Origin of the sequence: Shewanella schlegeliana, assembly GCF_016765635.1 — a bacterium.
Classification (GTDB): domain Bacteria; phylum Pseudomonadota; class Gammaproteobacteria; order Enterobacterales; family Shewanellaceae; genus Shewanella; species Shewanella schlegeliana.
Map to the genome: position 1 here is coordinate 254146 of NZ_JAESVD010000006.1, position 24898 is coordinate 279043.

17 protein-coding genes are annotated in these 24898 nt (G+C 43.2%); 13 read left to right on the forward strand and 4 right to left on the reverse strand.

The annotated features are described in order from the left end of the window. The first annotated feature begins 326 nt into the window (after positions 1-326). From JMA39_RS12380 to JMA39_RS12395, 4 genes are all read left to right on the forward strand, one after another. Positions 327-734 carry a LexA family protein gene (locus JMA39_RS12380; protein ID WP_202722171.1) on the forward strand — a complete coding sequence of 136 codons (408 nt, stop codon included), beginning with the start codon at positions 327-329 and terminating at the stop codon, positions 732-734. Between the two features lie 2 nt (positions 735-736). Further along, positions 737-1990 (forward strand): Y-family DNA polymerase, encoded by a 1254-nt coding sequence (locus tag JMA39_RS12385; RefSeq protein WP_202722172.1) that lies wholly within the window; start codon positions 737-739, stop codon positions 1988-1990. A gap of 212 nt (positions 1991-2202) precedes the next feature. Continuing rightward, positions 2203-3246, forward strand: coding sequence for an HlyD family secretion protein (locus JMA39_RS12390; protein ID WP_202722173.1), 1044 nt, complete (start codon positions 2203-2205; stop codon positions 3244-3246). 1 nt (position 3247) lies between these two features. Next, positions 3248-4789 (forward strand): DHA2 family efflux MFS transporter permease subunit, encoded by a 1542-nt coding sequence (locus JMA39_RS12395; RefSeq protein ID WP_202722174.1) that lies wholly within the window; start codon positions 3248-3250, stop codon positions 4787-4789. A gap of 87 nt (positions 4790-4876) precedes the next feature. On the opposite strand, the gene JMA39_RS12400 is transcribed toward JMA39_RS12395, so the two are convergent. After that, positions 4877-5302: a DUF4156 domain-containing protein gene (locus JMA39_RS12400; protein WP_202722175.1), complete on the reverse strand. Its 426-nt coding sequence runs from the start codon at positions 5300-5302 to the stop codon at positions 4877-4879. Positions 5303-5691: 389 nt separating this feature from the next. Here JMA39_RS12400 and JMA39_RS12405 point away from each other — a divergent pair, with 389 nt between their 5' ends. The 4 genes from JMA39_RS12405 (at position 5692) to cmoM (ending at position 11220) form a co-directional block, all read left to right on the forward strand. Continuing rightward, entirely contained in the window at positions 5692-6942 is a 1251-nt protein-coding gene (locus JMA39_RS12405; protein WP_202722176.1) for a valine--pyruvate transaminase, read from the forward strand. A 531-nt stretch (positions 6943-7473) separates the two neighbouring features. Further along, positions 7474-8739 carry a cytosine permease gene (gene codB, locus JMA39_RS12410; protein ID WP_202722177.1) on the forward strand — a complete coding sequence of 422 codons (1266 nt, stop codon included), beginning with the start codon at positions 7474-7476 and terminating at the stop codon, positions 8737-8739. A gap of 10 nt (positions 8740-8749) precedes the next feature. Further along, positions 8750-10045 (forward strand): cytosine deaminase, encoded by a 1296-nt coding sequence (locus tag JMA39_RS12415; RefSeq protein WP_202722178.1) that lies wholly within the window; start codon positions 8750-8752, stop codon positions 10043-10045. A 389-nt stretch (positions 10046-10434) separates the two neighbouring features. Further along, a complete protein-coding gene (cmoM, locus tag JMA39_RS12420) occupies positions 10435-11220 on the forward strand; it encodes a tRNA uridine 5-oxyacetic acid(34) methyltransferase CmoM (RefSeq protein WP_220741552.1) in 786 nt (261 codons plus the stop codon). Between the two features lie 334 nt (positions 11221-11554). Here cmoM and JMA39_RS12425 read toward each other — a convergent pair whose 3' ends face one another. Together JMA39_RS12425 and JMA39_RS12430 are read right to left on the reverse strand one after the other, a co-directional pair. Next, positions 11555-12193: a thioredoxin domain-containing protein gene (locus tag JMA39_RS12425; protein ID WP_202722179.1), complete on the reverse strand. Its 639-nt coding sequence runs from the start codon at positions 12191-12193 to the stop codon at positions 11555-11557. A gap of 158 nt (positions 12194-12351) precedes the next feature. Further along, positions 12352-13380, reverse strand: coding sequence for a Preprotein translocase subunit SecY (locus JMA39_RS12430; RefSeq protein ID WP_202722180.1), 1029 nt, complete (start codon positions 13378-13380; stop codon positions 12352-12354). Positions 13381-14035: 655 nt separating this feature from the next. On the opposite strand from JMA39_RS12430, the gene JMA39_RS12435 reads away from it, so the two are divergent. The 4 genes from JMA39_RS12435 to JMA39_RS12450 all read left to right on the forward strand — a co-directional run bounded on the left by JMA39_RS12435 (position 14036) and on the right by JMA39_RS12450 (position 22827). Continuing rightward, positions 14036-14500 carry a rhodanese-like domain-containing protein gene (locus JMA39_RS12435; RefSeq protein ID WP_202722181.1) on the forward strand — a complete coding sequence of 155 codons (465 nt, stop codon included), beginning with the start codon at positions 14036-14038 and terminating at the stop codon, positions 14498-14500. A gap of 358 nt (positions 14501-14858) precedes the next feature. Then, positions 14859-17189 carry a peptidase U32 family protein gene (locus JMA39_RS12440; protein WP_202722182.1) on the forward strand — a complete coding sequence of 777 codons (2331 nt, stop codon included), beginning with the start codon at positions 14859-14861 and terminating at the stop codon, positions 17187-17189. Between the two features lie 254 nt (positions 17190-17443). Further along, positions 17444-20083 (forward strand): molybdopterin-dependent oxidoreductase, encoded by a 2640-nt coding sequence (locus JMA39_RS12445; protein ID WP_202722183.1) that lies wholly within the window; start codon positions 17444-17446, stop codon positions 20081-20083. A gap of 344 nt (positions 20084-20427) precedes the next feature. Further along, the gene (locus JMA39_RS12450) at positions 20428-22827 is read left to right on the forward strand and encodes a Lon protease family protein (protein WP_202722184.1); all 2400 of its coding nucleotides are present in this window, start codon (positions 20428-20430) and stop codon (positions 22825-22827) included. Positions 22828-22920: 93 nt separating this feature from the next. On the opposite strand, the gene JMA39_RS12455 is transcribed toward JMA39_RS12450, so the two are convergent. Then, positions 22921-23841 (reverse strand): manganese-dependent inorganic pyrophosphatase, encoded by a 921-nt coding sequence (locus JMA39_RS12455; protein WP_202722185.1) that lies wholly within the window; start codon positions 23839-23841, stop codon positions 22921-22923. A gap of 356 nt (positions 23842-24197) precedes the next feature. Between JMA39_RS12455 and JMA39_RS12460 the strand changes: the two genes are divergently transcribed. Continuing rightward, a complete protein-coding gene (locus JMA39_RS12460; protein ID WP_202722186.1) occupies positions 24198-24533 on the forward strand; it encodes a PBPRA1643 family SWIM/SEC-C metal-binding motif protein in 336 nt (111 codons plus the stop codon). The last annotated feature ends 365 nt before the right edge of the window (positions 24534-24898 follow it).

Here is a 24898-nt window from a genome sequence, read left to right on the forward strand (position 1 = left end):
ATTATTAGCTAAGAATAAGCTACATGAAATTGTAGCAATAAAAGCTATTGTAAATAAAAGTGTAAGTATTGAAAACCTGTCTTTCAATACCATGTTATTAGAGGAGAATACTGCGAATAGAGTCTTAGGTAGTCATTGCCGGCTTTTTGAAACAGATATTCAACCGCTAACAGAGCTTTACCCTACTCTTTTATATACACAGCAGCGAGCGATGAATCCCCATCAAACTTCAAACTGCTCACATCTCACATATAGTTGCCATCCTCATTGCGCAAAATGACGCAAAGCCACTATACTGTATAGATATACAGTTAACTATTTTTAGCATGAACATAATCCCTATTTCAGCCAGCGCCGGTATTACAGGCTTCGAGTCTCCAGCGACCGATTACCGGCAACTACCGTTAAGTCTTGATGAGTTATTAATTGAGCACCCAAGCTCGACTTTCATCGGTCTTGCTAATGGTGACTCCATGCAAGGTGTTGGTATATTCGATGGTGACATTCTGATTATTGATAGGCATGTTGAAGTGCGAAATCAAGACGTTATTGTCGCTAACTACAACGGCTCTTTTGTTTGTAAGATTATCGATAAGGTAAACCGACTTCTTCTGTCTGCTAATGAATCCCATATGAGCACGCCCATTCTTGAGCACGATACCTTTAGCGTTGAAGGCGTAGTGATCCGCTCTATTCGCTGTCACCGTAAAAGCCCGATTCTAGAGAACGATTAATCATGTATGCGCTCGTGGATGCGAATTCATTTTATTGCAGCGCCGAGCAGGTATTTAGACCTGACTGGCGTAACCGCCCTATTGTTGTGCTTAGTAACAACGATGGGATGATTGTTGCGGCAAACAGATTGGCAAAAGAAGCCGGAATTAACAAGTTTTGGCCCTACTTTGAAGCCCAAAAACTGTGTGATCAAAAAGGGGTTATCGCGTTATCTTCAAACTATGAGCTTTATGGTTCGTTATCCGCAGCCATGATGGAGGTGATTGGCCGATTTGCACCAGAGCAGCATATCTACAGTATCGATGAGTCATTCTTATCGTTTAAACACTGTTACCCAGCTATACCTTGTTTAACTGAGCATGCGATGAAGATAAGGCGCACTGTTTGGAAAGAAACACGACTGCCGGTGTGTGTGGGGATTGGTCCGACGCTCACCTTGGCTAAGGTTGCCAATCACGCGGCGAAGAAAATAGCGGGTTATAAGGGTGTATGTGCTATTACCAGTGATGAGCAGCGCATTTCCATTTTAAAGACCATGAAAACCAATGATGTGTGGGGAGTGGGTAACCGAATCGCTAAAAGGCTTGGGATGATGAATATCCATAGCGCTTTTGCTTTGTCGCAAATGAAAGTCGGGATCGCAAAAAAACAATTTAGCATCGAGCTTGAGCGCACAATTAGAGAGTTAAATGGTGAGGAGTGTAAAACGTGGGATGAAGCTCGTGCAGACAAAAAACAGATCTTTTCCACCCGCAGCGTGGGTAACCGAGTCACGGAGTTAACATCATTGTGTCAGGCATTAAGCAAACATGCGTCAACCGCGGCGGCTAAAGCCAGGGCTCAAGGTTCACTGTGCAAAAGTATGCTGGTGTTTGCCTCAAACTCCCCTTTTGATGATCAGCCTGGCGGCTTTAAATTTGTTCATCATTTCAGTTACCCAACAAGTGATACCTGTGAGCTGATTGAAGCTGCAACAAGGGGGGCTATTGTCAGGTTTAACCCTGCAATTCGCTATTACAAAATCGGTATTGGACTGATTAACTTGTGTAGTGAGGCCAACCTACAACAGGACTTGTTCGAAAGCTGCAGAAACCCTAATAGAATGCATGTTTTAGATAACATTAATGCTAAATATGGCACTGACACTCTATTTTTGGCGGCCCAGGGTATATCGCAGAAATGGGGCATGCGCAGAGACCTGCTTACACCGCAATATACGACTCGCTGGAGCGACATTCCATCAATAAAATGTTAACCCTGCGTTGACATGCCGGATTAAATGCTTGGTTGCTGAGGCTGAGCAATATTAAATATGGTTCACTTTTGTGGTTTTTTAGTCACTTACATTGTGACTACAACAAACTAGGTCTAATATTTGTTGAAACGAATCGAATGAGCACTTTGCTGTGCCATGCGTTTTCCCTTCCCTTATCGACTAATTGTCGAAAAACCAAGCTGGTTAAAATTATGAGCGAAAATTCAGCACAAACACCGTCCCATCTTGCACGTAATCTTATTGTTTCCACCGTAGTGCTCGCCGCACTTGTTACACTTAGCTATTTCTATATCCAATATCAAAAGAACTATCCGAGCACCGATGATTCCTATGTGCACGCCAATATTATCTATATTGCTCCTCAAGTCAGCGGCAAGGTGATCAGTGTTAATGCTTCGGATTATCAAAAGGTAAGTCAAGGTGACTTACTCGTGCAGATAGACCCAGCTCCTTTTCAGGCTAAACTTGATGAAGCTCGCGCTGCTTATGAAATGGCGCTACAAAATAATGCCGCCACCGATGATGCTATCCTTGCAGCCAGTGCCAATGTTAAAAGTGCAGTAGCTCAATTATCCGATGCTCAAGCCACTTATAAGCGTATTAAAGACTTAGTTGATAAAGAATTGCTGCCTGCTCAGCAACTCGATGACACCCGTGCCAAGCTTTCAGCTGCCGAGCAGAGTGTGATAGCCGCACGCGCAACCATGGCTCAGCTTATTAAGTCTCAAGGCGCACATGGTAATGCTGCGCCAGAAGTAAAGAAAGCTGCAGCAGCGCTCAGTCAGGCAAGTTTATCCCTTTCATACACTAATATTTTTGCTCCTAAAGAGGGTAATTTAGGCAAGTTAAGTGCTCATGCTGGTAGTGTTGTATCCCCCGGACAAGCTCTCGTGCCTCTGGTTGTTGATAACACTTATTGGGTTCAAGCTAACTTTAAAGAAACACAACTAGAACGACTTACCGCCGGCCAGACAGCTACCATAACCCTAGACCTTTATCCTAATGTGGATTACCACGGCACCCTTGAAGCAATTTCTCCTGCAAGTGGGGCATCTTTTACCTTGTTACCGCCTGAAAATGCAACGGGTAACTGGGTTAAAGTTCCACAACGTTTTCCAGTATTAGTTCGTCTAACGAATGAAAGTGAACATCCTGACTTTCCTCTACGTGTTGGTGCAAGTGCTAACGTAAGCATAGACACGGTTAATAGCCCATCTAAGCATCAAGAGCAGTAACATGAGCGATAATTCAGAGACGATACCTGATACTGATGACAGTCAGGTATTGAGTGAAAGCAGCCGTAAACTCGTTACTTTAGCGGTAATGCTGTCGGCCATCATGGTGTTGCTTGATATGACTATCGCCAATGTTGCCCTGCCACATATGATGGGCGCATTGGGGGTTACATCAGATCAAGTTACTTGGGTACTGACTTCCTATTCTATGGCTGAGGCGATATTTATCCCGCTAGCCAGTTTTCTCGCACTTAAATTTGGAGTTCGTAATCTACTGCTGATCTCTGTCGGTGGGTTTATGATCAGCTCAGCACTTTGTGGCCAAGCTGATACCATTGCTGAAATGGTTACCTTTAGGGTGATGCAAGGAGCATTTGGTGCATCCGTTATTCCGCTTTCTCAATCGATCATGGTGCAGATCTATCCTGCAAACCAACGTGGTAAAGCCATGGCACTGTTTAGTGTCGGCGTGCTGCTAGGACCCATTTTAGGACCTACGCTCGGCGGGATCATTACTGAGAATATGAATTGGCGCTGGATTTTTTACGTCAACCTGCCTATTGGTGCTGTCTGCCTCACGCTGATTTACACTTTTGTAAAACTCAGTGGAAAAGGTAAAGCTAAAATTGATTGGCCAATCGTCATCGCAATGACCATTGGTATTGGTCTACTGCAAATGGTGCTGGACCGAGGTAATCAAGAGTCTTGGTTTGAGTCTGATACCATCTTGTTTTCAGCTATCATCAGCGCAATTGCGATTGTTTTCTTTGTTGCACGCTCTTTCATTACTAAGAGTGAGATAGCCCCAGTTTGGTTATTACGTGATCGTAACCTTGCTATGTCATGCCTTGTTATGGCGGGCTTCTCTATGGGAATGTTTGGCATCACTCAGTTGCAACCCATGATGCTAGAACAGCTATTGAATTATCCTGTTGAAACAACAGGTTTTGCTATGGCACCAAGGGGGCTTGCGTCTGCGATTGTTTTACTTGCGATGGCCCGCTATATGGACAAAATCGATGCAAGGCTACTTATTGCTGTTGGCCTTTCACTTAACGCCCTTGGCACATATTTGATGACTCAATATTCTCTTGAGATCAACATCTATTGGATTTTGCTACCCAGTATTATACAAGGCGCTGGGATGGGATTGGTTTTTGCGCCGTTAAGTCAGCTTGCCTATGCAACTCTAGCACCGAAAGACACTATCGGTGGAGCTGTGGTGTTTAACTTATGTCGGACAATTGGTGGCTCTTTTGGGATCTCCATCGTTAATACCTATTTCTCAAGGATCCAGCAACAAGAGTGGAATCAGTTAGGCGGCTCACTTTCTCCTACTAACCCGGCTCTACAGCATGCCGCACAGGCACAGGGGACGAGTATTACCGACCCAACATTTTTAGCTCAGATCCAAAATATTCTACATCAACAATCGACCCTCACCGCCTTTGTCTATACATTCGGTTTTTTACTATTTTCTTACTTATGCCTTATTCCACTGCTCGCACTGTTTAAGCTTAAGCCTAAAATGGGAGCAACTTAACTTAAAAGAGGTTTTCAATATTGAGTATGAACTTATTACAAGTTCATACTCATAGATTCTATTTCAAGAGGGTCATTAACAGACGCACTACTGTGTATCTGACAGAGTTTTCGGTTGCGGGGCAATAGCTTTGTCTATCGTTGCCAACGGCTCAGTTAAGTAGTGATTAGGTTCTGCAGGCTTGTCAGCACATTGATAGGCATTGGCCATCATAGTTACCGAACCTGTGAACCCCAATGGCTTATACAGGTAAATGGTATCGGCATCGAGTTGTGCGGCCTTGATGCGCATCTCATTTAACGTACCCCAAACCATGTCTTTATCGGCGTGTAACCAGTAATCGTAAAAATGGCCCTGCGATCCAATCACAGTCCCCTTGTGCTCACATCCTTGTAGTGCTTGAATATCATCCCACAGTACCTTAACCGTGTTGGAGTCATCCGTTGGAAAAGTGATACAAGCGGTAAGACTTGAACACATCAATGCTATAGCAGTCAGTTTTACAAATTTCATGGTTAATCGTTTAAGAAAAAAGGGACGGGATAATATAGATTTTTTTCATCATGTGGAATCCCTTTCGGTCACAAATTTCGCCTGAACAGAAAGACCAAATACCAGAAAGATAAGTGCTTGCTGTTTGCCTATCGGCTGCAATTTAAAACCGCATAACCTTAAATATCAGCGAATAAAAACTACGAATTGTTGGAATATCAATCAAAAACAAGCCAGTAACGTTCAACACTTGCGTGACCTTTCGTCTCAAATTTGTACAAATAATTGACGAGTTTTTCAGTAAAACATGATGAGTCCCAAATTAGTCAGCAAAAAAACAAATAATGAGTGCGTTTGCGGCTAAATATTGTTACTACAGGCACTCTTTAGCAATGGTTATGTTGGGTGTTATGCAGTTTTCAAAGTTTGGTGAAAAATTTAATCGTTATTCCGGTATTACTCAGTTAATGGATGATCTTAATGAAGGTTTAAGTACCCCCGGGGCAATTATGCTCGGTGGTGGAAACCCGGCGACCATTCCTGCGATGCACGATTACTTCCACCAAGCTTCAGCCAAGCTGTTAGCAAGCGGTGAATTGGTTGCCGCCCTTGGTAATTACGATGGCCCTCAAGGGAAAGATAGCTTCTTAAAGGCATTAGCCAAGCTTTTACGTGAAACCTATGGCTGGGAGATCAGCGAGAAAAACATCAGTCTCACCAACGGTAGTCAAAGCGCTTTCTTCTATCTATTTAATCTTCTTGCCGGTAAGCAAGTGGATGGTAGCCACAAGAAAATAATGCTACCCATCGCTCCCGAATATATCGGCTATAACGATGCTGGCCTAGATGACGACATCTTTATCTCTTACCGCCCTGATATCGAGATGTTGGATAACCGCTTATTTAAATATCATGTCGATTTCTCCAAACTGGAGATCGACAGCTCGGTTGCGGCTATCTGTGTTTCACGTCCTACAAACCCAACTGGCAACGTGCTCACCGATGCTGAGATCGCAAAGTTAGATAAGTTAGCTCGAGACAATGACATTCCACTCATTATCGATAATGCCTACGGTACGCCCTTCCCTAATATTATCTTCGAAGAGGTGAAGCCTTTTTGGAACAGCAACACCATTTTGTGCATGAGCCTATCAAAACTCGGTTTACCAGGCGTGCGCTGCGGTATCGTTATTGCTAATGAGGAGATCACTCAGGCACTGACAAACCTTAACGGTATCATTAGCTTGGCTCCTGGCAGTTTTGGTCCTGCTATCGTTAAACAGATGATCGACTCGGGCGACCTTCTAACCCTAAGTGAAACGGTCATTAAGCCATTCTATAAGGAAAAATCCGAGTTCGCGGTCGCATTATTGCAAGAGTCAATTAGCGATAACCGATTTAAGATCCATAAACCTGAAGGCGCAATGTTCCTGTGGCTTTGGTTTGATGAGTTGCCAATCACTACCATGGAGCTTTATGACAGATTAAAAGCCCGCGGTGTGTTAGTTGTCCCTGGAGAGTACTTCTTCTTTGGACTTGAGCAAGATTGGCAACATGCGCATCAATGTTTACGCATGAACTATGTTCAAGATGAAGCCAAGATGCGCGCGGGTATTCAAATCATCGCCGAAGAGGTCGAAAAGGCTTACGCTAACCCATAGCACATGGCTATTGTTAGGTCGTTTACTTTATCTACATATTGTAAGCCTACATATGCGAGGGCGCTTATTTGTGCTCTCGTTTACGCCTCAAATCTAAACCTCCTTAAATGACCTTCTCATTCCGACACTCTAGTTACTCGACACGTATTTTTTCATCCTTTCAATTAAACAGTTCAACAATAGACTGAAAAGCATCCTAGATTCGGTAACGCATCAATAGTTAGCATGGATGAGCATAGTAGGCAGTACGCTTGGTTTAAATGGTAACTGTTTGGTTTAAATAGGAGTCAAAGGTTGTGAAACAGATACTTTGCCCACAGAGATAGCAACCTTATTGCATCATTGGTCGCACCAAATAGTAACCAATGAATCGATTTGTAATAGCGTGTAGTTAATTGCTTGACTCTGTATTCATTATCACTAAAATACGCGCCGTTTGCCTGAAGCGCACAGACTCAGCCTTTCCTACAGCTGGAGTTATTTGCAATTTTGGTAGGCCGTGAATTTTAATTACATGACCAGAGGCAATAAATGGCAAGCGATAATAATTACAGTTTAAGTCCGGTTCCTCAATCGGCCCGTAAAGGTGTGTTCTCTCTGACAATGGTAATGTTGGGGTTAACCTTTTTTTCGGCAAGTATGTGGACAGGAGGGACACTTGGAACAGGCCTCTCTTTTAATGATTTCGTTCTAGCGGTACTAATTGGTAATTTAATTCTCGGTATTTACACTTCATTTCTTGGTTACATCGGCGCTCAATCTGGCCTCTCTACTCATCTCCTCGCTCGTTACTCATTCGGTTTAAAAGGTTCTTGGTTACCTTCGCTACTTCTCGGTGGCACTCAAGTTGGTTGGTTTGGTGTTGGCGTGGCGATGTTCGCGATTCCTGTCCAGAAAGCGACTGGCATAGATACAAATCTGCTTATCATTATCTCTGGTCTGCTAATGACCATCACCGTTTACTTTGGTATCGGTGCGATTATGATCTTATCAGCCATCGCCGTTCCTGCAATCGCCCTATTTGGTGGTTACTCAGTACTCCAAGCTGTTGATACCGTGGGTGGCATGGATGGCTTAAAAGCGTTAACGCCAGAAACACCGATTGAGTTTTCAACGGCTCTTGCTCTAGTGGTGGGATCATTTATCTCTGCTGGTACCTTAACCGCTGATTTCGTCCGTTTTGGTAAGAAACCGATTAACGCCGTGTTTATCACCATGTTCGCGTTTTTCGTTGGTAACTCGTTGATGTTTATCTTCGGTGCGGCAGGCGCTGCGGCAACTGGTCAAGCGGATATCTCTGAAGTGATGATTGCACAAGGTCTGTTGATCCCTGCCATTATCATTTTAGGTTTAAACATCTGGACCACGAACGATAATGCGCTCTATGCATCTGGTTTAGGTTTTTCAAATATCACCGGATTATCGAGTAAGTATCTATCACTCTTTAACGGTGTTATCGGTACCCTGTGTGCGCTTTGGTTATATAATAACTTTGTCGGCTGGCTGACCTTCCTGTCTGCTGCAATTCCACCAATTGGTGGCATTATTATCGCCGATTACCTACGTAACCGCGAAAAATACAAAGACTTCACTAACGCAGAATTTGCTACGGTTAACTGGGCGGCAATTAGCGGCGTCGTGATTGGTGTGCTTGCTGGCCACCTATTACCAGGCATAGTACCAATTAATGCCGTGCTCGCTGGCGCAATCAGCTACCTGCTATTAGATGAAGCATTAAAGCGCTTAAATAAACAGAATTTAGTTAAATCAGATTGTCAAAATGCAAACAATGCATAAGGAAAACACCATGTCATCAGCAAGTATGTTGATCAAAAATGTCACGCTTAACGGCAAAGAAGGCCTTCATCAACTGTTGATTGAAGACGGTCAATTCAGCGCTATTGCGCCTATGAGCGAAAGCATTACGCTTCCAGCGTCTGATTCATTAAATGTGCTAGATGGCGAAGGCGGTATGGCCGTTGCTCCTTTTTGTGAGCCTCATGTTCATTTAGATACAACGCAAACTGCGGGTGAGCCAAGCTGGAATATCTCCGGTACACTGTTTGAAGGCATTGAGCGTTGGGCAGAGCGTAAGTCTATGCTCTCTATCGAAGATGTGAAGTCTCGTGCTAAGCAGACACTAAAGTGGCAGATAGCTAACGGTATTCAACATGTTCGTACCCATGTCGATGTTTCTGACCCGACCCTTATTGCGCTTAAAGCGATGCTTGAAGTTAAAGAAGAGATGAAGCCGTGGGTTGATATCCAGATTGTTGCCTTCCCTCAAGAAGGTATTCTGTCTTACCCTAACGGTAAAGAGCTTCTTGAAGAGGCGGTTAAACTTGGCGCTGATGTCATTGGTGCTATCCCGCACTTCGAATTTACCCGAGAGTATGGCGTAGAGTCTTTACACTATGTGTTTGAGCTTGCACGTAAGTACGATCGCTTAATCGATGTTCACTGTGATGAAATCGATGATGAGCAGTCTCGCTTTGTGGAGACGGTTGCAGCCCTTGCTCACAAATATCAGATGGGTGAGCGTGTAACCGCGAGCCACACCACGGCAATGCATTCATACAATGGCGCGTACGCTTCTCGTCTGTTCCGTTTACTTGGCATGTCAGGCATTAACTTCGTGGCAAATCCGCTGGTGAATATTCATCTACAGGGTCGCTTCGATGACTATCCAAAACGTCGCGGTATTACCCGCGTTAAAGAGATGCTAGCGGCCAACATTAACGTCTGTTTTGGTCACGACGATATCTTTGATCCTTGGTATCCATTAGGCACAGCCAACATGCTACAAGTGCTGCACATGGGCTTACATGTTTGCCAAATCATGGGTTACGATCAAATCAATAACTCACTTGAGTTGATCACCAGCAAATCGGCACGCACACTGAATATTCAAGACAAGTATGGCATCGAGCTAGGTAAACCGGGCAACTTGTTAGTTCTACCTGCCGATAATGGCTTCGATGCGCTACGTCGTCAGGTGCCAGTGCGCTACTCTGTACGTCACGGTAAGGTTTTGGCTGAAACTCAGATCGCAACCACACAGATCCATTTAGCAGAAGCTGAAGACGTTACCTTCCGTCGTTAAGTCAAAACGACTTCTATCTTAAACAGATGGCTAAGCTAAACAGCTTAGCCATTTTTTTATCTACAGATTTGTTGCAATCAACTCGATAATTTAACCATTTTGCTAAAGCGCTAAAATGACTTTAAATTCATATTTTATGCAGCCATAAAAATATAACCCCGGGGATTATTGATACCTTTATTCAATTGTTCGCATATCCATGCGAAAATAATTAATGAATGCATACAGATACAGCGTTTAACTGCACTGACTTTATGTCGTTTTGGCCACAGCTGTTTATATTCAGTTGCTGACATGAGTAAGCTGCTTCTCTGTTTATCACTTCTCTTATTTGATTTTTATTCCAGCTGTGAGAAAATCCGCGCCCTCGCAATTAAGCCGCAGAATGAATGACACAAGTGATAGAAGATAGAAATTTTGATGATTTGGCCCATAAGTTTGCCGCCAGTATTTATGGCACCGCTAAAGGTGAGATTAGGCAGACCGTCGTTTGGCATGATATCGAGCAGATCCTTTTAACTCTTTCACAAGACAAAGCACTGAACGTATTAGACGCAGGGGGGGGCTTAGCACAATTATCGCAAAAGTTAGCTAGCCAAGGCCATCGAGTCAGCCTTTGTGATCTCTCAAGTGAGATGCTCGCGCTTGCAAAGCAAGAGATCATCAAGAACGACTTAATTGAGCAGTACCGCTTCATTCACAGCCCGGTGCAAGAAGTCGCAGAGCACTTGCCTGCTAAAGTGGACTTAGTGCTGTTTCATGCTGTTATGGAGTGGCTGGCCGAACCGCTACAGGCGCTAGAAGGCTTGTGTGAACAGGTCAAGCCTGGTGGCATCATCTCGGTCATGTTTTACAACTACAACGGATTGCTGTTTAAGAATCTTATCTGCGGTAACCTTAATCATATTGAAAAAGGCATGCCCCATCGAAAGCGCTTTAAGTTGCAGCCACAGCAAGGCATACAACCCGAGCTTGTTTATCAGTGCCTTGAACATGCAGGTTTTAAGATCTTGGGCAAGACTGGTGTGCGGACTTTTCACGACTATATGCAAGATCACGATATGGGTGATTTTAGCTTCGAGCAAATTGTCGCCATGGAACAAAAGCTCTGTAGGCAGGAACCGTTTTTGTCGTTAGGCCGCTACATTCATGTCTATGCGCAAAAACCTATCTAAGGTGAGCATTTTGAACTTAGGCATTAACGGTTAACTATTAAGTTAGAGTTAATAGCTATTTGCTAACATAAAGCCCGTGATATGAAGCACTTCACTGCAGTGATAAATCAGTGAGATAAATGGCTTTGTTAATTGAAAATTCTCGGTGGTTTTGTGTCACAGACTAAGTCATGACGTAAGGGAGGCTTTATGTTTGATAGTACAGTGTTAATCAATACTGAGTTAGCAATGAGATGGATTGCCGTGGTTGTGTTTTATATCGCGTTGATCCGCATCTGCTATAAATGGTGAACAGCCAAGATTAAAAGCTATTCACCACCTCTATCACTCTGCCTTAGCTTAGTGCTGCTAGCTCTTGCTTTACACTGTCGACAACCGCTGCAGGCTCCGATAGGAACTGTGAGTGGTCAATAAAAATAGCCTCATCGCCAGATGTCATCACAAGAACTGGGAAGGCGTTGGTACCTATCGCTTCGCCAATCTCAGCAATACCTGCTAGCACACTCTCAGCTTCATGACTGATAGCATCTTTGAAGACCTTATTTGATGGAGATAATTTGTATTGGTTAATTATCTTGTCAAAATCGGCTCTTGAATCTAGCGGGTTCGCTTCAATAAAGTGTTGCTGCTGGAGTACTCTTAGTAATTCAAACTCTTTATCGGCCTGCTTTGACTGCACCCAAGACATGAAATTCGCAGTCTTAACTGAAGACATTTTTGTGTTTAACCCCTTCAAGTAAGCGTCACTAAATGGCACATTACTTAATGCGCTAATCTGTTCGACTTGGGCTTTCTTTGGCGCGTCTGAACCGTTGAAATGTGCACAATGGAGCAAATGAACGTCAGAGTAGTCGAATGCATTAATTAGCTCAGCCACAACTGGCGTGGCAGCATAACTCCAAGGACAGTGGGAGTCATAGATAAAATAAAGCGATAGAGGTTCGTTTTGCGCGTGAGTCTGCTTAGAAGTCATTAACTAAGATCTTGTTAGAATAATCTGTAGCGCGATCCTAAGATCTTTGTCGAAAATATTCAAACACCAATTAACGATAGCACTCGTTTCTTGGCATTTTAATCATAAAAAAGGGAGCCTAAAACTATAGGCTCCCTGTTTGACACTCGCTATGGCCGCTAAACGATCTCTTCTACGGTTTTAACGCCTTGCCATTGAAAGTGATTGTTCGGCTTTTTAGAGACGATGCCTTCACTAAACATACGGCTAAAGATCTCATCCACCTCCTCGGTGGTGATATTGAGATAATTACTGACAGCCCGTTTGCTGCAATTAACTCTATTGGCACCGAGCGCATCCAAGACCTGTTCATAGGTAGACTTTGGCTCGGCTTCCGGTAACTGTTTAGGTTCGAAGTGAGGTAAGAAATCAGAGTCCGTTGCATCAAGAGGTGAATAGCCTTCGAGTGTAATGGGATGAATTTGGCTGAATCTCTGTCTAAAGCGATTCTCTTCACCAATGAGTCCCACAAAAAAAGCGGCAAAAAAATCCAATAGGATAGATAGAAATACCACTAGGCCAAGCTGAGCAGTTTCGGCTTTGATGTTGAGTGACAACGCTAGGCTTTCAATCAAACCGACAATAGAACCTTGGCTAACAACGGGGATGTTATCGCGCTGCAGTGCAAGCTGTTGCTGTTGCTCTCTTAGCTTATTATTCTCTTTTTGAATGCGAGTCACACCCGTTGCGATACGTTCCATCTGAATGTACTTTTCGGCTGCAATGTTATTGAGTGCAATCTGCTTATCGATCGCTTCAATCTGCATGTTAAATGCATTCACTTTATTCTGCTGAACCTGAACATGTTCCTGAGCTTTATTGGTCGCGCTATTGATACCACCGATCGAGCCACCAATAGAGATAGCAGCAAGCACAGCATAAAATCCTAACGCCGACAGCATTCCCATAATGTTTTTTCTAGCGTAGCGTTCGCCGACTTCATACCAAGCGAAGAACTTTCCAAGCTCAAAAATAACCGCTAAGCCGCCAAACAGCAGCTGCATAACTGGGTCGTCATCGATAGAGAGGAACAGCAGTAGCGAAAATATAATGGAAGCGAGGATCGATGCACCGGTGAAGCTGTATACACTCCACATGGCAAACCTGCCTTTTGGAAAACGAATAGCGTGATTTTGATTGTAAAGCATAGTGGACTTCTAAATAAGAATAGGAAGATAACTCTGAGTATGTATAACTTGAGAAGATGAATATTTAGCTTACACTAATTCAGCCTGATTCTCTTTAAATAACTTGAATATTAGGATCTTATGCGCAATATTCAGTCTGATATTAAATTTATGCTAATTACATGTTTGCATTTGGCATTTTTAATGGCTTTATAAAAGCAGTAATATTCACAGTGAGCCGACGATGACGGTATTACAACCTATATGAACTGCACCTGAGTACAACTTCGCTTATTGAGTTTCTTAGAAGAGCGTTAATATAGAGACAGCTTTATAAATAAAACAATATAAATTCAGCTCTCCACACTCAAGCATTAAGAATACCTGTTTACATCCGGTCGATAGCTCTATCTTTCTGACCACTCAACGAAAAGTCAGTCTGTTAAAATTCATTTAGATCTAAACTTCCCCTCTAATAGCCGCTTTTAGCTTTGTTGAAATATCATTGCAGGTTCAAATGTGATGTTGTGCAACATATTCCCCCCTTTTTGCTCTCTATAATCCTGTCTATTCAGAGCGAGGTGCTTTCCCCCTGCAACTTACTTCGCCCTGCTTAAAATAAAAATAACCCGAAAGTGATGAGTTAAACTTCACAATGAAATTGGAGAATAGATGTATGAACAAAGTGGTAAACATGACGTTATTATGCGCGCTATTAGGACTTAGCTCTCAGGCTATCGCTTATGATGCAAAGTTAGCGCAAGGCTTTAACGAACAATTTAGCCACGCAAAAGGTAAAACCGTGGGTAAGGATATCGGACTTATCAGTGCCGAAGGTTTTGTAAAACAACTACAGAGTAATGCTAACGTTACTGCCATTGATATCCGTACTCCAGAAGAGCGTCAAGTCTTTGGTCTTGCGATGAAAGATCAGCTTAACATCAGCTTAGATGAACTGTTTACGGCCGAAAACCTGGATAAAATCCCTACAGATAAACCAGTGGTTATTGTCTGCAAATCTGGTGCCCGCGCCATGGCGGCCGGAACGGCGCTGCGTCAACTAGGCTTTGATAATGTCAAAGTATTAAAAGGCGGTTATAGTAAGCTATCTGGCTATGTAGGCCCAAATATCGCTAACTAAGTATTTGCGATAAAATGTTGTTTTGGGCAAGGTGACATATAGAGTCGCCTTGTCTAATTGCTCCAGTCTCCTCCTAACGCCCTACCCTTTAATCACGTTTTTTGTAGAAATTCATCTTCATTATCTTCTGTGTTTTAGGAATACCATTTTACGAGTGAACTCTATCACTCTGCAGGCTAATCGTTAATCACTGCATCTAGCTATAGCGATGGATCAATATCATAAATTAGTAAAATAGGCTTATCCCTCCTAGATCTCAACGGTGGCACACCTTACAATTCCCTGCTTTGACTAAACTGCGCCATAATCTAGCAGTCCCCAAGAGTTCTTTTACGAATTCACCATCAATAGGAATACCATGAGAAAACTTGAACTGCTCGCGCCAGGTGGTGACATTGAGTCAATCAAAGCGGCCATTGTCGCTGGGGCGGATGCGGTCTACTGCGGCCTAAACAGTTTTAATGCCAGGACTCGCGCTGAGAATTTAAGTTTTGAAGATCTAATGGGGCTACTTAGAGTTGCTCACCAGCACGACTGCCAACTGTTTTTGACCCTGAATATCATAGTGTTAGAGCAGGAACTGCCTGCGCTACTTAAGCTATTGAATCAGTTGGTTAATACCTCTATAGATGGGGTTATTGTTCAAGATCTTGGTTTGTTTTATCTGTTAAAGCAGCACTACCCGACACTGGATATTCATGCGTCAACGCAAGTGACGACCCATAACACTGGCCAACTCGAATTCTTGTCAAAGCTTGGCGCTTCCAGAGCCAATCTGTCTAGAGAGCTGAACCTGTCAGAAATTAAGCTGATGTCAGACAAAGCCCACAGCCTTGATATGCTCACCGAAGTCTTTGTTCACGGTTCTAATTGTATCGGGTTTTCAGGCCTCTGTTATTTCAGTTCGGCTCATGGTGGCAATTCTGGTAACCGTGGCCGGTGTAGTCAGCCTTGTCGTGATCAATATCAGACTACAGAGGTTGGCGCACAGTACCCACTTAACCTTAAAGATAACTCCGCTTACTCTGACTTAGATGCACTCTACGATGCTGGTGCAGACTCATTCAAGGTCGAGGGGCGAATTAAAAAGTCCCATTATGTCTATCGCGTCATTGATACTTGGCGCCAGCAAATTACTCGTCTAGAGCAAAAACAAACGATGAGTCATGATAAAACCCCGTTATACACAGTATTTAATCGCGACTTTTCAAATGGCTACTTACATGGTGCCGTCGGTAAAAATATGTATATCGACAACCCCCGTGATAATGCCGTACAGCATTTTACCCAGATAGAGAGTTTAAAACCGACTTCTGGCAAAAACACACAAGCCTCACCCAACGTTAAGAAAGCACTCTATGATGAAAAAACAGAGATCATCGAAACCGTTACAGGCAAAATTGCCAAACTGTCACTAGATAAGCCTATCGTGCGTTTACGTTTTGCCGGTCAAGAGGATCAGTCCTTACGTATTGAGGTTGAACTCGAGCCAGCCGTTAAGCACCATGTTCTAGACTCTAATATAAGGTTTTCGGTGCATTCAGACTCTTTACTGCTTCCCTCTGATAAGTATGGCTTGCAGCAAGATGAGCTATCAAAGCGATTTGCCAGTATTGGTAATATAGAGTTTAGTTTAGCGCCGATTAACTATGATGATCTTGGGGAAAGCCTGTTTGTCCCCTTTAAAGAGATCACCGAGATGAAACGCCAAATCGTCTGTTGGTTAAACAACGGCCGAGAGCACCTTGAGCCTATCGAGCTTAAACAGGTACGCCAACAGTTGCTATCACTGTCTTCAAAGTCCCAAAACCTGCTGGTACCGCCAAAACAAACTGGTTTATCTGTGCTTATTGCTAACCGACGTGATTTGGTACTTTATCGTCAGATTAAACAGCAATTAGCCGATAAAGAGATCAATGTTTATTATCAGGTACCAGACGCAATAGAAGCTGAACAGGAAAAGCTTAGCCTTTTGTTTACCCAAGAGCCGGGGTTGATCCCGTGGTTTGGTGCAGTGGTAATGGAGCCAGACTTTATAGCTGCTAAGCAATTACTCGCTGAGATTAAGCCCAGTTGCATAGTTACAAACAACTCTGGTGTTGGCATGGCTGCATCCAAGCTTGGCATAGACTGGGTCGCCGGTCCCCACCTCAATACAAGTAACTCCCTCAGCCTGCACAGTTTGCAGCAACAAGGGTGTGTTGGTGCTTTTGTGTCTAACGAATTAGACAAAAAACAGATTAAGGCAATCAAGGCACCCGTTAACTTTACCCTTCATTACAGTATCTTCCACCCTGTCATGCTGATGAGCAGCCGTCAGTGTTTGTTCCTGCAATCAAGTGGTTGTGATAAAGCGGTAATGGATAAAGAATGCCTAACAGTTTGTAAAAAGAGTAGTACCTTGACCAATGTGAAAGGCATCGATTTTGTTATCGACAAGAAACGCCGCGAGCATAATGTTTTATACGGTAGTCAACACTTCTTTAATCCGCAAATAGTAACGGAATTATCAGGATACTTTGATTACGTGATGCTGGATCTACGCGCGATTGCTACAAACAGTCAGTTACAACAGAGTCAGTTCGATACAGTCATTGAGATTAACAAGCTGTTGTCAAACCAATCTACGCCAGAATTGACACATTTAATTAGTCATACCACCAACGTCCAATACCTAAAAGGTCTGTAAGACCTCACTCGTTCTAGTCGTTAATTCAGACCATTAACTCTTACTGTTTAAGTTAAGAGTTAATGGATTAGCATTCATGGGGTTAACATTAATTAATTTAAGACAATCTGATACTTCCAGTGATCTTGACATAGTGCAAAGACATTGGAAGTTACAGTAATATTTAATGCTGCGCGACTTGTCAAATCCACTATTTTGGACCATAACAGATAGCATATTATCCTGCTTCCTCATCTAACGAGAGCCTGACTGTTATGACATTAACAAGACGTGACTTCATTAAATCTGCATTCGCAAGCACAATTGCAGCACAAGGACTTACCCTATTTCCTGCCGGGAAAGTATTTGCAGATGACACTCAAACTATTCCCCATGCCAGCCATTATGGTCCCTTCAATGCCGTCGTCAAAGATGGCGTTTTGATCGGAGTACAGCCATTGAAGGATATTGATCCCTTGCCGACAAAGATGTTGTTAGAAGGGATCCTTAGCCGCACATACAGTGACACAAGGGTAAAATACCCTATGGTGCGTAAATCTTACTTTGAAAACCCTCTAGGCGATCATAAACCACACCTAAGAGGTAAAGAGCCTTTTGTGCGCGTCGATTGGAATACGGCTATTGCGATGGTCAGTACAGCGATTGCAAATACCATAGCAAAGCATGGAAACCAGGCGATCTTTAGCTCATCCTATGGTGGTTGGTCCCACGCAGGATTAATGCGGCCTCAGACATTGCAGGGGCGATTTTTCAATTTAATTGGTGGACAAAGCGCTTGTAGCGGGGATTACAGCGCTGGTGCATCTGAAGTGATATTGCCGCATGTAATTGGCGATATGGAGGTCTATTCTCCTCAAACTGCATGGCAAGTAATTGAAGACAATACAGAGCTGATGTTATTGGTGGGATGTGATCCATATAAAACCAATAGAATTGAATTTAGGGTGGCAGATCATGCTATGCATAAGCACTGGCAAGGTTTTGCAAAGAAAGGGATTAAGTTTATTTCTATCAACCCCCAACAAACCCAAACAGATAAAGCCATGGCTAGCGAGATGATAAATATTCGCCCCAACACCGATGTCGCACTGTTTACTGCGATGTCCTACCATATTTACCAATCTGATTTGTATGATAAAGCATATATAGAGAAATATACGGTTGGCTTTAAGCAATACCTTGATTACTTAAAAGGCACGGATGACAACATTGCTAAAACCCCTGAATGGGCTGAGAGCATTACAGGTGTGAGTGCTAAGCAAATTCGTAAATTAGCAGAAGAGGTAATAAAGAAACGCACACAGATCTGCGCTGGATGGTCACTGCAGCGAGCGCAACATGGTGAGATGATCCACTGGGCTATTATCAACTTTGCTGCGATGGCGGGCAAAATAGGTAAACCGGGGGAAGGTGCTGGTTTTAGTTGGCATTACGGTAATGGCGGTATGCCTGTATCGGGTAAAAAGATGCCTGTAGGTTTATCTCAAGGCCGTAACCCAATAACCGCCCGTTGCCCTGTTGTATTGATTTCTGAAATGCTAAATAACCCTGGCAGTAACTACACACGTAATGGCCAAAACCTTAAATTCCCAAGTGCTAAGCTAATTTATAATGCGGGTAATAATTTATTGTCCCACCAGCAAAACACCAACGAATTAATCCAAGCCCTAAATAACAATGTTGAAACCATCATTAATCAAGATCCTTGGTGGTGTGCCTCTTCCGTTTATGCCGATATTGTACTGCCGAGCACAACGACGCTTGAGCGCAATGATATAAGTTCTGGTGGCACCTATTCTAACAACAAGATTTACGCAATGAAGCAGGTGCTCAAGCCTGTAGGTGAAAGTTGGAATGATTATGAGATTTTCTCCGCGCTGGCAAAAATATTCAATGTTCAACAGCAGTTTACCCAAGGTAAAACATTCATGCAGCATCTTAAAGATGCGTATGCGGCGTCTGATGCTAGCGAAAGTTTTGATAGTTTCTGGCAAAAGGGTGTCACCCACCTCAGTACGCCAAAAGTGGCAGATAACTGGGTAAGACACAGCGACTTTTACCACGATCCGATAAAACATCCATTGCACACCCCTTCAGGTAAAATTGAGCTCTATTGTGAGCAGATAAAGTCATACAACTTGCCAGACTGCCCACCTATGCCTGAATGGATCCCGCCAGCTGAATGGCTAGGCAATGCAAAACCTGAGCAAGTCCATGTTTTGAGTCCTCACCCATGGATGCGACTGCATTCTCAGATGGCCAATGCAGACGTTAACAGTTATGAGTCTGTGGATGGCCGTCAATTTGCGTTAATTAATAAAGATGATGCTGCAAAACGCGGCATTAAAGATGGGGATTTGATTGAAGTATACAATGAACGCGGTGCGTTATTAGCAGGAGCTAAGATCGCTGATAATGTGATGCCAGGTGTCATTTATATCCATGAGGGAGCTTGGCTTCAATTAGACAGCAAGGGCCGCTGCAATTCTGGCTCCATTAACATGTTAACCTCAGCAAGACCATCAAGCGGATTAAGCCAAGGCACGAGTGCTAATACTTGTTTGGCAGCCTTTAAAAAGTGTTTAGACCCAGAATCACCGAATAAAGCTTATCAGCCACCAAAAATTGAAACGGAAAAAAGTCCTTTTGATATAAAAAGCCTAGGCCTTGCTGCGAGCCTAAAATCGATAAAGTCAGTTAAACAGCAAACCCAGAGTAAAGGTGAAAAGATATTCTATCATGCGTGCACCATGTGTCATGCCGCACCCAATCCAGCCGATCATAGTTACGAGCAGTGGCAAGGTATTACTCGTAGTATGTTCCCAAGAGCGGGATTAAATCCAGATGAACAGGCTGAGGTGCTAAAATTTTTGAAGCAGCATGCTAAGCAATAAATACCTTTTCTGCGTCAACTCTTTGGTTCGCGGTTTTAGCCATCAAAAAAAATAATAGCAATGAGAAAATAGTGCTGTAAGCCCTCAATTGATATGAGGGCTTTTATTTTTACTCAGATTAACTTTCAGTACGACTCAATATGAATAACGACAAAAGTCTTTGAAATTGTCACCTTTTTAAGAAAATGCTGCCGAAAAACGCAATTACAAAATACGAATTGATTATTAATTAGACAGTCGTAGCTATTTATTGGTCAATAATCACCCTAACAGTAAATAATTGCAGATATATGTTATCTAACTGTATAGAGTGGAATTATGTACCGTCATAAAGAGGACGCATTATGCCAATAAAACCTCTCAGCAGTACCAAGCTTTATCGCGCATCGTCGCTAAAGAAGCTCTCTTCAGACTGCAAGTCGACCAAACATCTAGAACCTTTAGACGAAATTGTCGGCCAGGCCCGTGCGCAACAAGCAGTAGAATTTGCCCTCTCGATGAAAGAGAAAGGCTATAACATCTATGCGCTTGGCCGTAATGGTCTAGGCAAGCGCACCATGGTGCTACGCCACCTTAATCGTCAAGCACCTAATTCAAACGGCCGTACCCTCTTTGATTGGTGCTATGTGGTTAACTTCGATGATACCCGTAGCCCCAAAGTGCTAAAACTTCCCGCGGGTATGGGTCTTCAATTTAAAAAAGACATGGAAAAACTCATGTCTAAATTGCTTAAGGCACTGCCTTTAGCGTTTGACAATGAGATGTATTACAACCGCGCCGACAAGCTTAAAAACCAACTAGCATCAAAACAGGAAGATGCACTGCGCTCACTAACCGAGGAAGCAAAGCGTCATGGTGTGGGGTTATCTATTTCACCTCAAGGCAATTACGAGTTAGTCGCGTTAAATGGTGAAGAACCTCATACCGAAGAGAGTTACCTCGCGCTCTCAGCGACTGAACAAGCCAATATGCAGACGGCGATTTCAGCACTGGAAGCTCAGCTTCGCGGCATCATTCGTCAAATAACACTTTGGGAAGAGGAGTACTCAGAGAAGCAGCAAAAACACGATGAGCAAGTTGCCGAGGAGGTGCTAACTCACGCACTTGAGAGCCTTAAAGAGCAATATAGTGATCAGAGTAGCGTCAAAGCCTATATCAAGGCGATGCACAAAGATATTCTCGACAATCTAGATATCTTCTTAGAGGAAAGTGAAGAGCAAGCCGCCCTCGCCTATGCCTCAATGAGTAAGAAGATGCCGAGACGTTATCAAATTAACGTGCTGGTCTCACAAGAATCTCAGATGCAGCCAATCATTGTTGAGGAAACCCCCAATTACCACACCATCTTTGGCTATGTGGAAAATGCTACCTATAAAGGCACGGTTTTCACTGACTTCTCTCTTATTCGTCCAGGCAGTTTGCATAAGGCTAATGGTGGCGTACTGATGATAGATGCGGTCAAAGTGCTTGAGCACCCTTACGTTTGGGATGGCTTAAAGCGTGCACTGAGATCGCGTATGTTGAGCTTAACCTCACTGGAGCGGGAGGTGACGCTATCGGGCACCATCTCTTTGGATCCCGAGGCCATTCCGCTAGATGTTAAAATCATCCTGTTTGGTGACTTTGCCACCTACAAGTTATTGCAACAATACGACGCGGAATTTACCGAACTGTTCAGAGTCACTGCAGACTTTGAAGATAGAATGCCTCGCACCGATGAGTCAGAGGCACATTACGCTCAGTTTATCTCAAGTATCGTACACAGCAATCAGATCCTTCATTGTGATAAGAAAGCCATAGCACGGGTTATTGAGTTCAGCTCTAGACAGGCCGACGATCAGAACATGCTATCACTCCACTCGGTGGATATCGCCAATCTTCTGCGGGAGGCAAATTACTGCGCCCGGGCCGCCAATGCTAACATGATAAGAATAAGCCATGTTGAGCAAGCGCTGTTTAATAAAGAGAAACGCATCTGCCGTGCAAAAGATGACTTTATGCAAAGCTTTATCAATGGCACAACGCTGATTGATACTCAGGGAGAAACCGTTGGTCAAGTAAACGGCTTATCTGTTATGTCGACTTCTGATTACCAGTTCGGTGCACCTAGCAGGATCACCGCAACCACCAGTTTCGGTGAAGGTCGAGTATTCGATATCGAACGAAAGGTGGAACTCAGTGGTAGCATCCACTCAAAAGGGGTAATGATTTTAACCGCCTATATCGCTTCCATTTTAGGCAAGACGGACAAAATTCCACTTTCCACCCACCTGACCTTCGAGCAATCCTACGGTGGAGTCGATGGTGACAGTGCCACCATGGCAGAACTTTGCGCTATGCTGTCCTCATTTTCAGGTAAAGGACTGCGCCAAGATATCGCTATCACGGGCTCGATGAATCAGTTTGGTGAGGCGCAGCCTATTGGTGGGGTCAATGAAAAAATCGAAGGCTTCTTTGACGTGTGTAAAATTAAGGGGCGTAGAGATACTCAAGGGGTGATTATTCCTCAGTCTAACGTTCACAATCTAATGTTACGTCATGATATCGTCGAAGCCGTCGAGAAAGGCAAATTCCATATTTGGGCTATCTCTCATGTGAATCAAGCGATTGAACTACTGACAGGTGCAAAAGTTGGAACCCTCAACACAAAAGGTGAATACCCGAAAAATAGTATCTTGGGCTTGGCTCAAGCAAGGCTTAGCGAGTTACTTAAAAAGCATGCCAAAGATATTCATTCTAAGTAAGAGGAATACTTGCTAGTTGTAGCTGAAAACAAAAAGGCCGAACGCAATGTTCGGCCTTTTTTAATGCTGCTTTTTAATACTGTGATAACGTGATTAAGCGAAAACGTCCTGCAATGGTGGTACTACTTGCTTCTTACGGCTTAGTACACCATCTAACCATACTTTGTTGTTTTCTGACATGCAGTTATAAGCAGCTTCAACTTTAGCCAAGTCGTCACTGACGATAAGCATCTCTGAACCTTCTTTCATGATATCAGTAAGCAGTAATAGCACGCTATGACGATTACCTTCTGCCTTTAAAGCAGCAATATCGGCTTCAAGTTCGGCTTTAATGTCGTCGAATACTGAAAGATCGATCACTTCTAGCTGACCAATACCCACGAGGTTACCGTTCATGTTGAAGTCTTTAAAGTCACGCATAACAAGATCGCGTGCTGGTGTGCCTTCAACCGCAGACTTCACTTTAAACATATCCATGCCTAGTGCTTTGAAATCTTCGATACCCGCGATTTCAGCTAATGCTTCAACACACTTGATGTCTGCAGTGGTGCATGTTGGTGACTTGAAGATAACCGTGTCACTTAAAATTGCACACAACATGATGCCAGCGATCTCTTTTGGGATCTCAACATTGTAGAAGTCGTACATCATCTTGATAACTGTGTTACTACAACCCACTGGACGGATCCAGCACTCTAATGGTGTAGAGGTCGTTAGATCACCCAGTTTATGGTGATCAACAATACCTACGATAGTCGCTTCAGCGATATCGTCTGGTGCTTGCGTCAATTCAGAGTGATCAACGATATAAACTTCTTCGCCAGCATAGCTAAGCTTAAGTTCTGGCGCTTCGAAACCAAACTTCTCTAAAATGAAGGCGGTTTCAGGTGAAATATCACCTAAACGCGTTGCAACAGACGTTTCACCGATCTGGTTTTTTAGGTGTGCAAGTGCGATAGCACCACAAATTGAATCTGAGTCTGGGATTTTGTGGCCCACAACATAAACTGGCATATAAAAGCTCTCCTTTAATTTGCGCCGATTTTAACAAAGTTTTTCTCGATGCGGAAATAGCAAAAGGTCTCAGATAGCAAACTCTTGAGTGAAACGGTCAAAGTTACGACGTTAACCTAGGTTTAGAGCTTAAAACGGCCCTTTTATCTATCTCCAATAGTTATTAGACACGTTAGGTTAAAGCGAGTTCTGAGCCAGAAATTCTGTTGGGAAATTGATTTTTAAACCACTTATCTGAGTGACAAGGACAAATTTGTCCTTAAAAGGCATCTAAATTGAGTCTTAGATACCACTAAAGGCATTTTTGTAGTATAAGCTTGCGTAAATTTACATTATTTAGATTGAGCACCATAGCGATGTCAGACAAATTCTTTTTTAAAGGGCGTAAAACCCCAAAGCCTAAGCACGAAAGCTATGGTTACAACACTAAACGTGAAGTTAAAGTGGGAACTGAAGAAAACCCATTAATGCTAACGGTTCAAGATGCCGATCGTGAAGCGCAAGTACAGCAGTTACTTATCGAAAATAAGCTGGTGGGCGAGATCACTATCGATGCCAACCTAGAAGAAAACATCGTCGAATTGATGGGCCTTATTAATAAGCCTAAAACGACCCGTTTTGAAAAGACGCCTAATCGTAATGACCCTTGTGTCTGCGGTAGCGGTAAAAAATACAAGAAATGTTGCGGCTAAAACCTAGACGTTGAACCGAAAAGCAGCTCCTTTGGGGCTGCTTTTTTGTATTTGAATCCCTAGCATAATGCCACTTCCCTATATTCTGTGCCAAGCACTTGTAATCCTCTCTATCTTCCTAGTCACAATCAGGATTACGATCATTTAGCTTTTGTTACATTTTCACCTATAAAAACTCGCTAGCTTTTTTACTGATGGTCACCAAGTGTAAATGTTCATTTTCCGATGAAAAAACCTTAATTATTAACTTGTAAATCAGTTGGATAGAAAAAGATTTGGTATAGTTCCTATAAGTATTGTCAGATACCCACTTCAATTATGTCAAATTTCGTTACACAAGTTTACATAATCACGCTGTTACATCT

Coding starts and splice junctions, on each gene's coding strand:
- cmoM (WP_220741552.1), top strand. CDS start 10,435: ATGACACAAGTGATAGAAGATAGAAATTTTGATGATTTGGCCCATAAG.
- JMA39_RS12400 (WP_202722175.1), bottom strand. CDS start 5,302: ATGAAATTTGTAAAACTGACTGCTATAGCATTGATGTGTTCAAGTCTT.
- JMA39_RS12445 (WP_202722183.1), top strand. CDS start 17,444: ATGACATTAACAAGACGTGACTTCATTAAATCTGCATTCGCAAGCACA.
- JMA39_RS12380 (WP_202722171.1), top strand. CDS start 327: ATGAACATAATCCCTATTTCAGCCAGCGCCGGTATTACAGGCTTCGAG.
- JMA39_RS12435 (WP_202722181.1), top strand. CDS start 14,036: ATGAACAAAGTGGTAAACATGACGTTATTATGCGCGCTATTAGGACTT.
- JMA39_RS12455 (WP_202722185.1), bottom strand. CDS start 23,841: ATGCCAGTTTATGTTGTGGGCCACAAAATCCCAGACTCAGATTCAATT.
- JMA39_RS12460 (WP_202722186.1), top strand. CDS start 24,198: ATGTCAGACAAATTCTTTTTTAAAGGGCGTAAAACCCCAAAGCCTAAG.
- JMA39_RS12440 (WP_202722182.1), top strand. CDS start 14,859: ATGAGAAAACTTGAACTGCTCGCGCCAGGTGGTGACATTGAGTCAATC.
- JMA39_RS12415 (WP_202722178.1), top strand. CDS start 8,750: ATGTCATCAGCAAGTATGTTGATCAAAAATGTCACGCTTAACGGCAAA.
- JMA39_RS12405 (WP_202722176.1), top strand. CDS start 5,692: ATGCAGTTTTCAAAGTTTGGTGAAAAATTTAATCGTTATTCCGGTATT.
- JMA39_RS12390 (WP_202722173.1), top strand. CDS start 2,203: ATGAGCGAAAATTCAGCACAAACACCGTCCCATCTTGCACGTAATCTT.
- JMA39_RS12385 (WP_202722172.1), top strand. CDS start 737: ATGTATGCGCTCGTGGATGCGAATTCATTTTATTGCAGCGCCGAGCAG.
- codB (WP_202722177.1), top strand. CDS start 7,474: ATGGCAAGCGATAATAATTACAGTTTAAGTCCGGTTCCTCAATCGGCC.
- JMA39_RS12430 (WP_202722180.1), bottom strand. CDS start 13,380: ATGCTTTACAATCAAAATCACGCTATTCGTTTTCCAAAAGGCAGGTTT.
- JMA39_RS12425 (WP_202722179.1), bottom strand. CDS start 12,193: ATGACTTCTAAGCAGACTCACGCGCAAAACGAACCTCTATCGCTTTAT.
- JMA39_RS12450 (WP_202722184.1), top strand. CDS start 20,428: ATGCCAATAAAACCTCTCAGCAGTACCAAGCTTTATCGCGCATCGTCG.
- JMA39_RS12395 (WP_202722174.1), top strand. CDS start 3,248: ATGAGCGATAATTCAGAGACGATACCTGATACTGATGACAGTCAGGTA.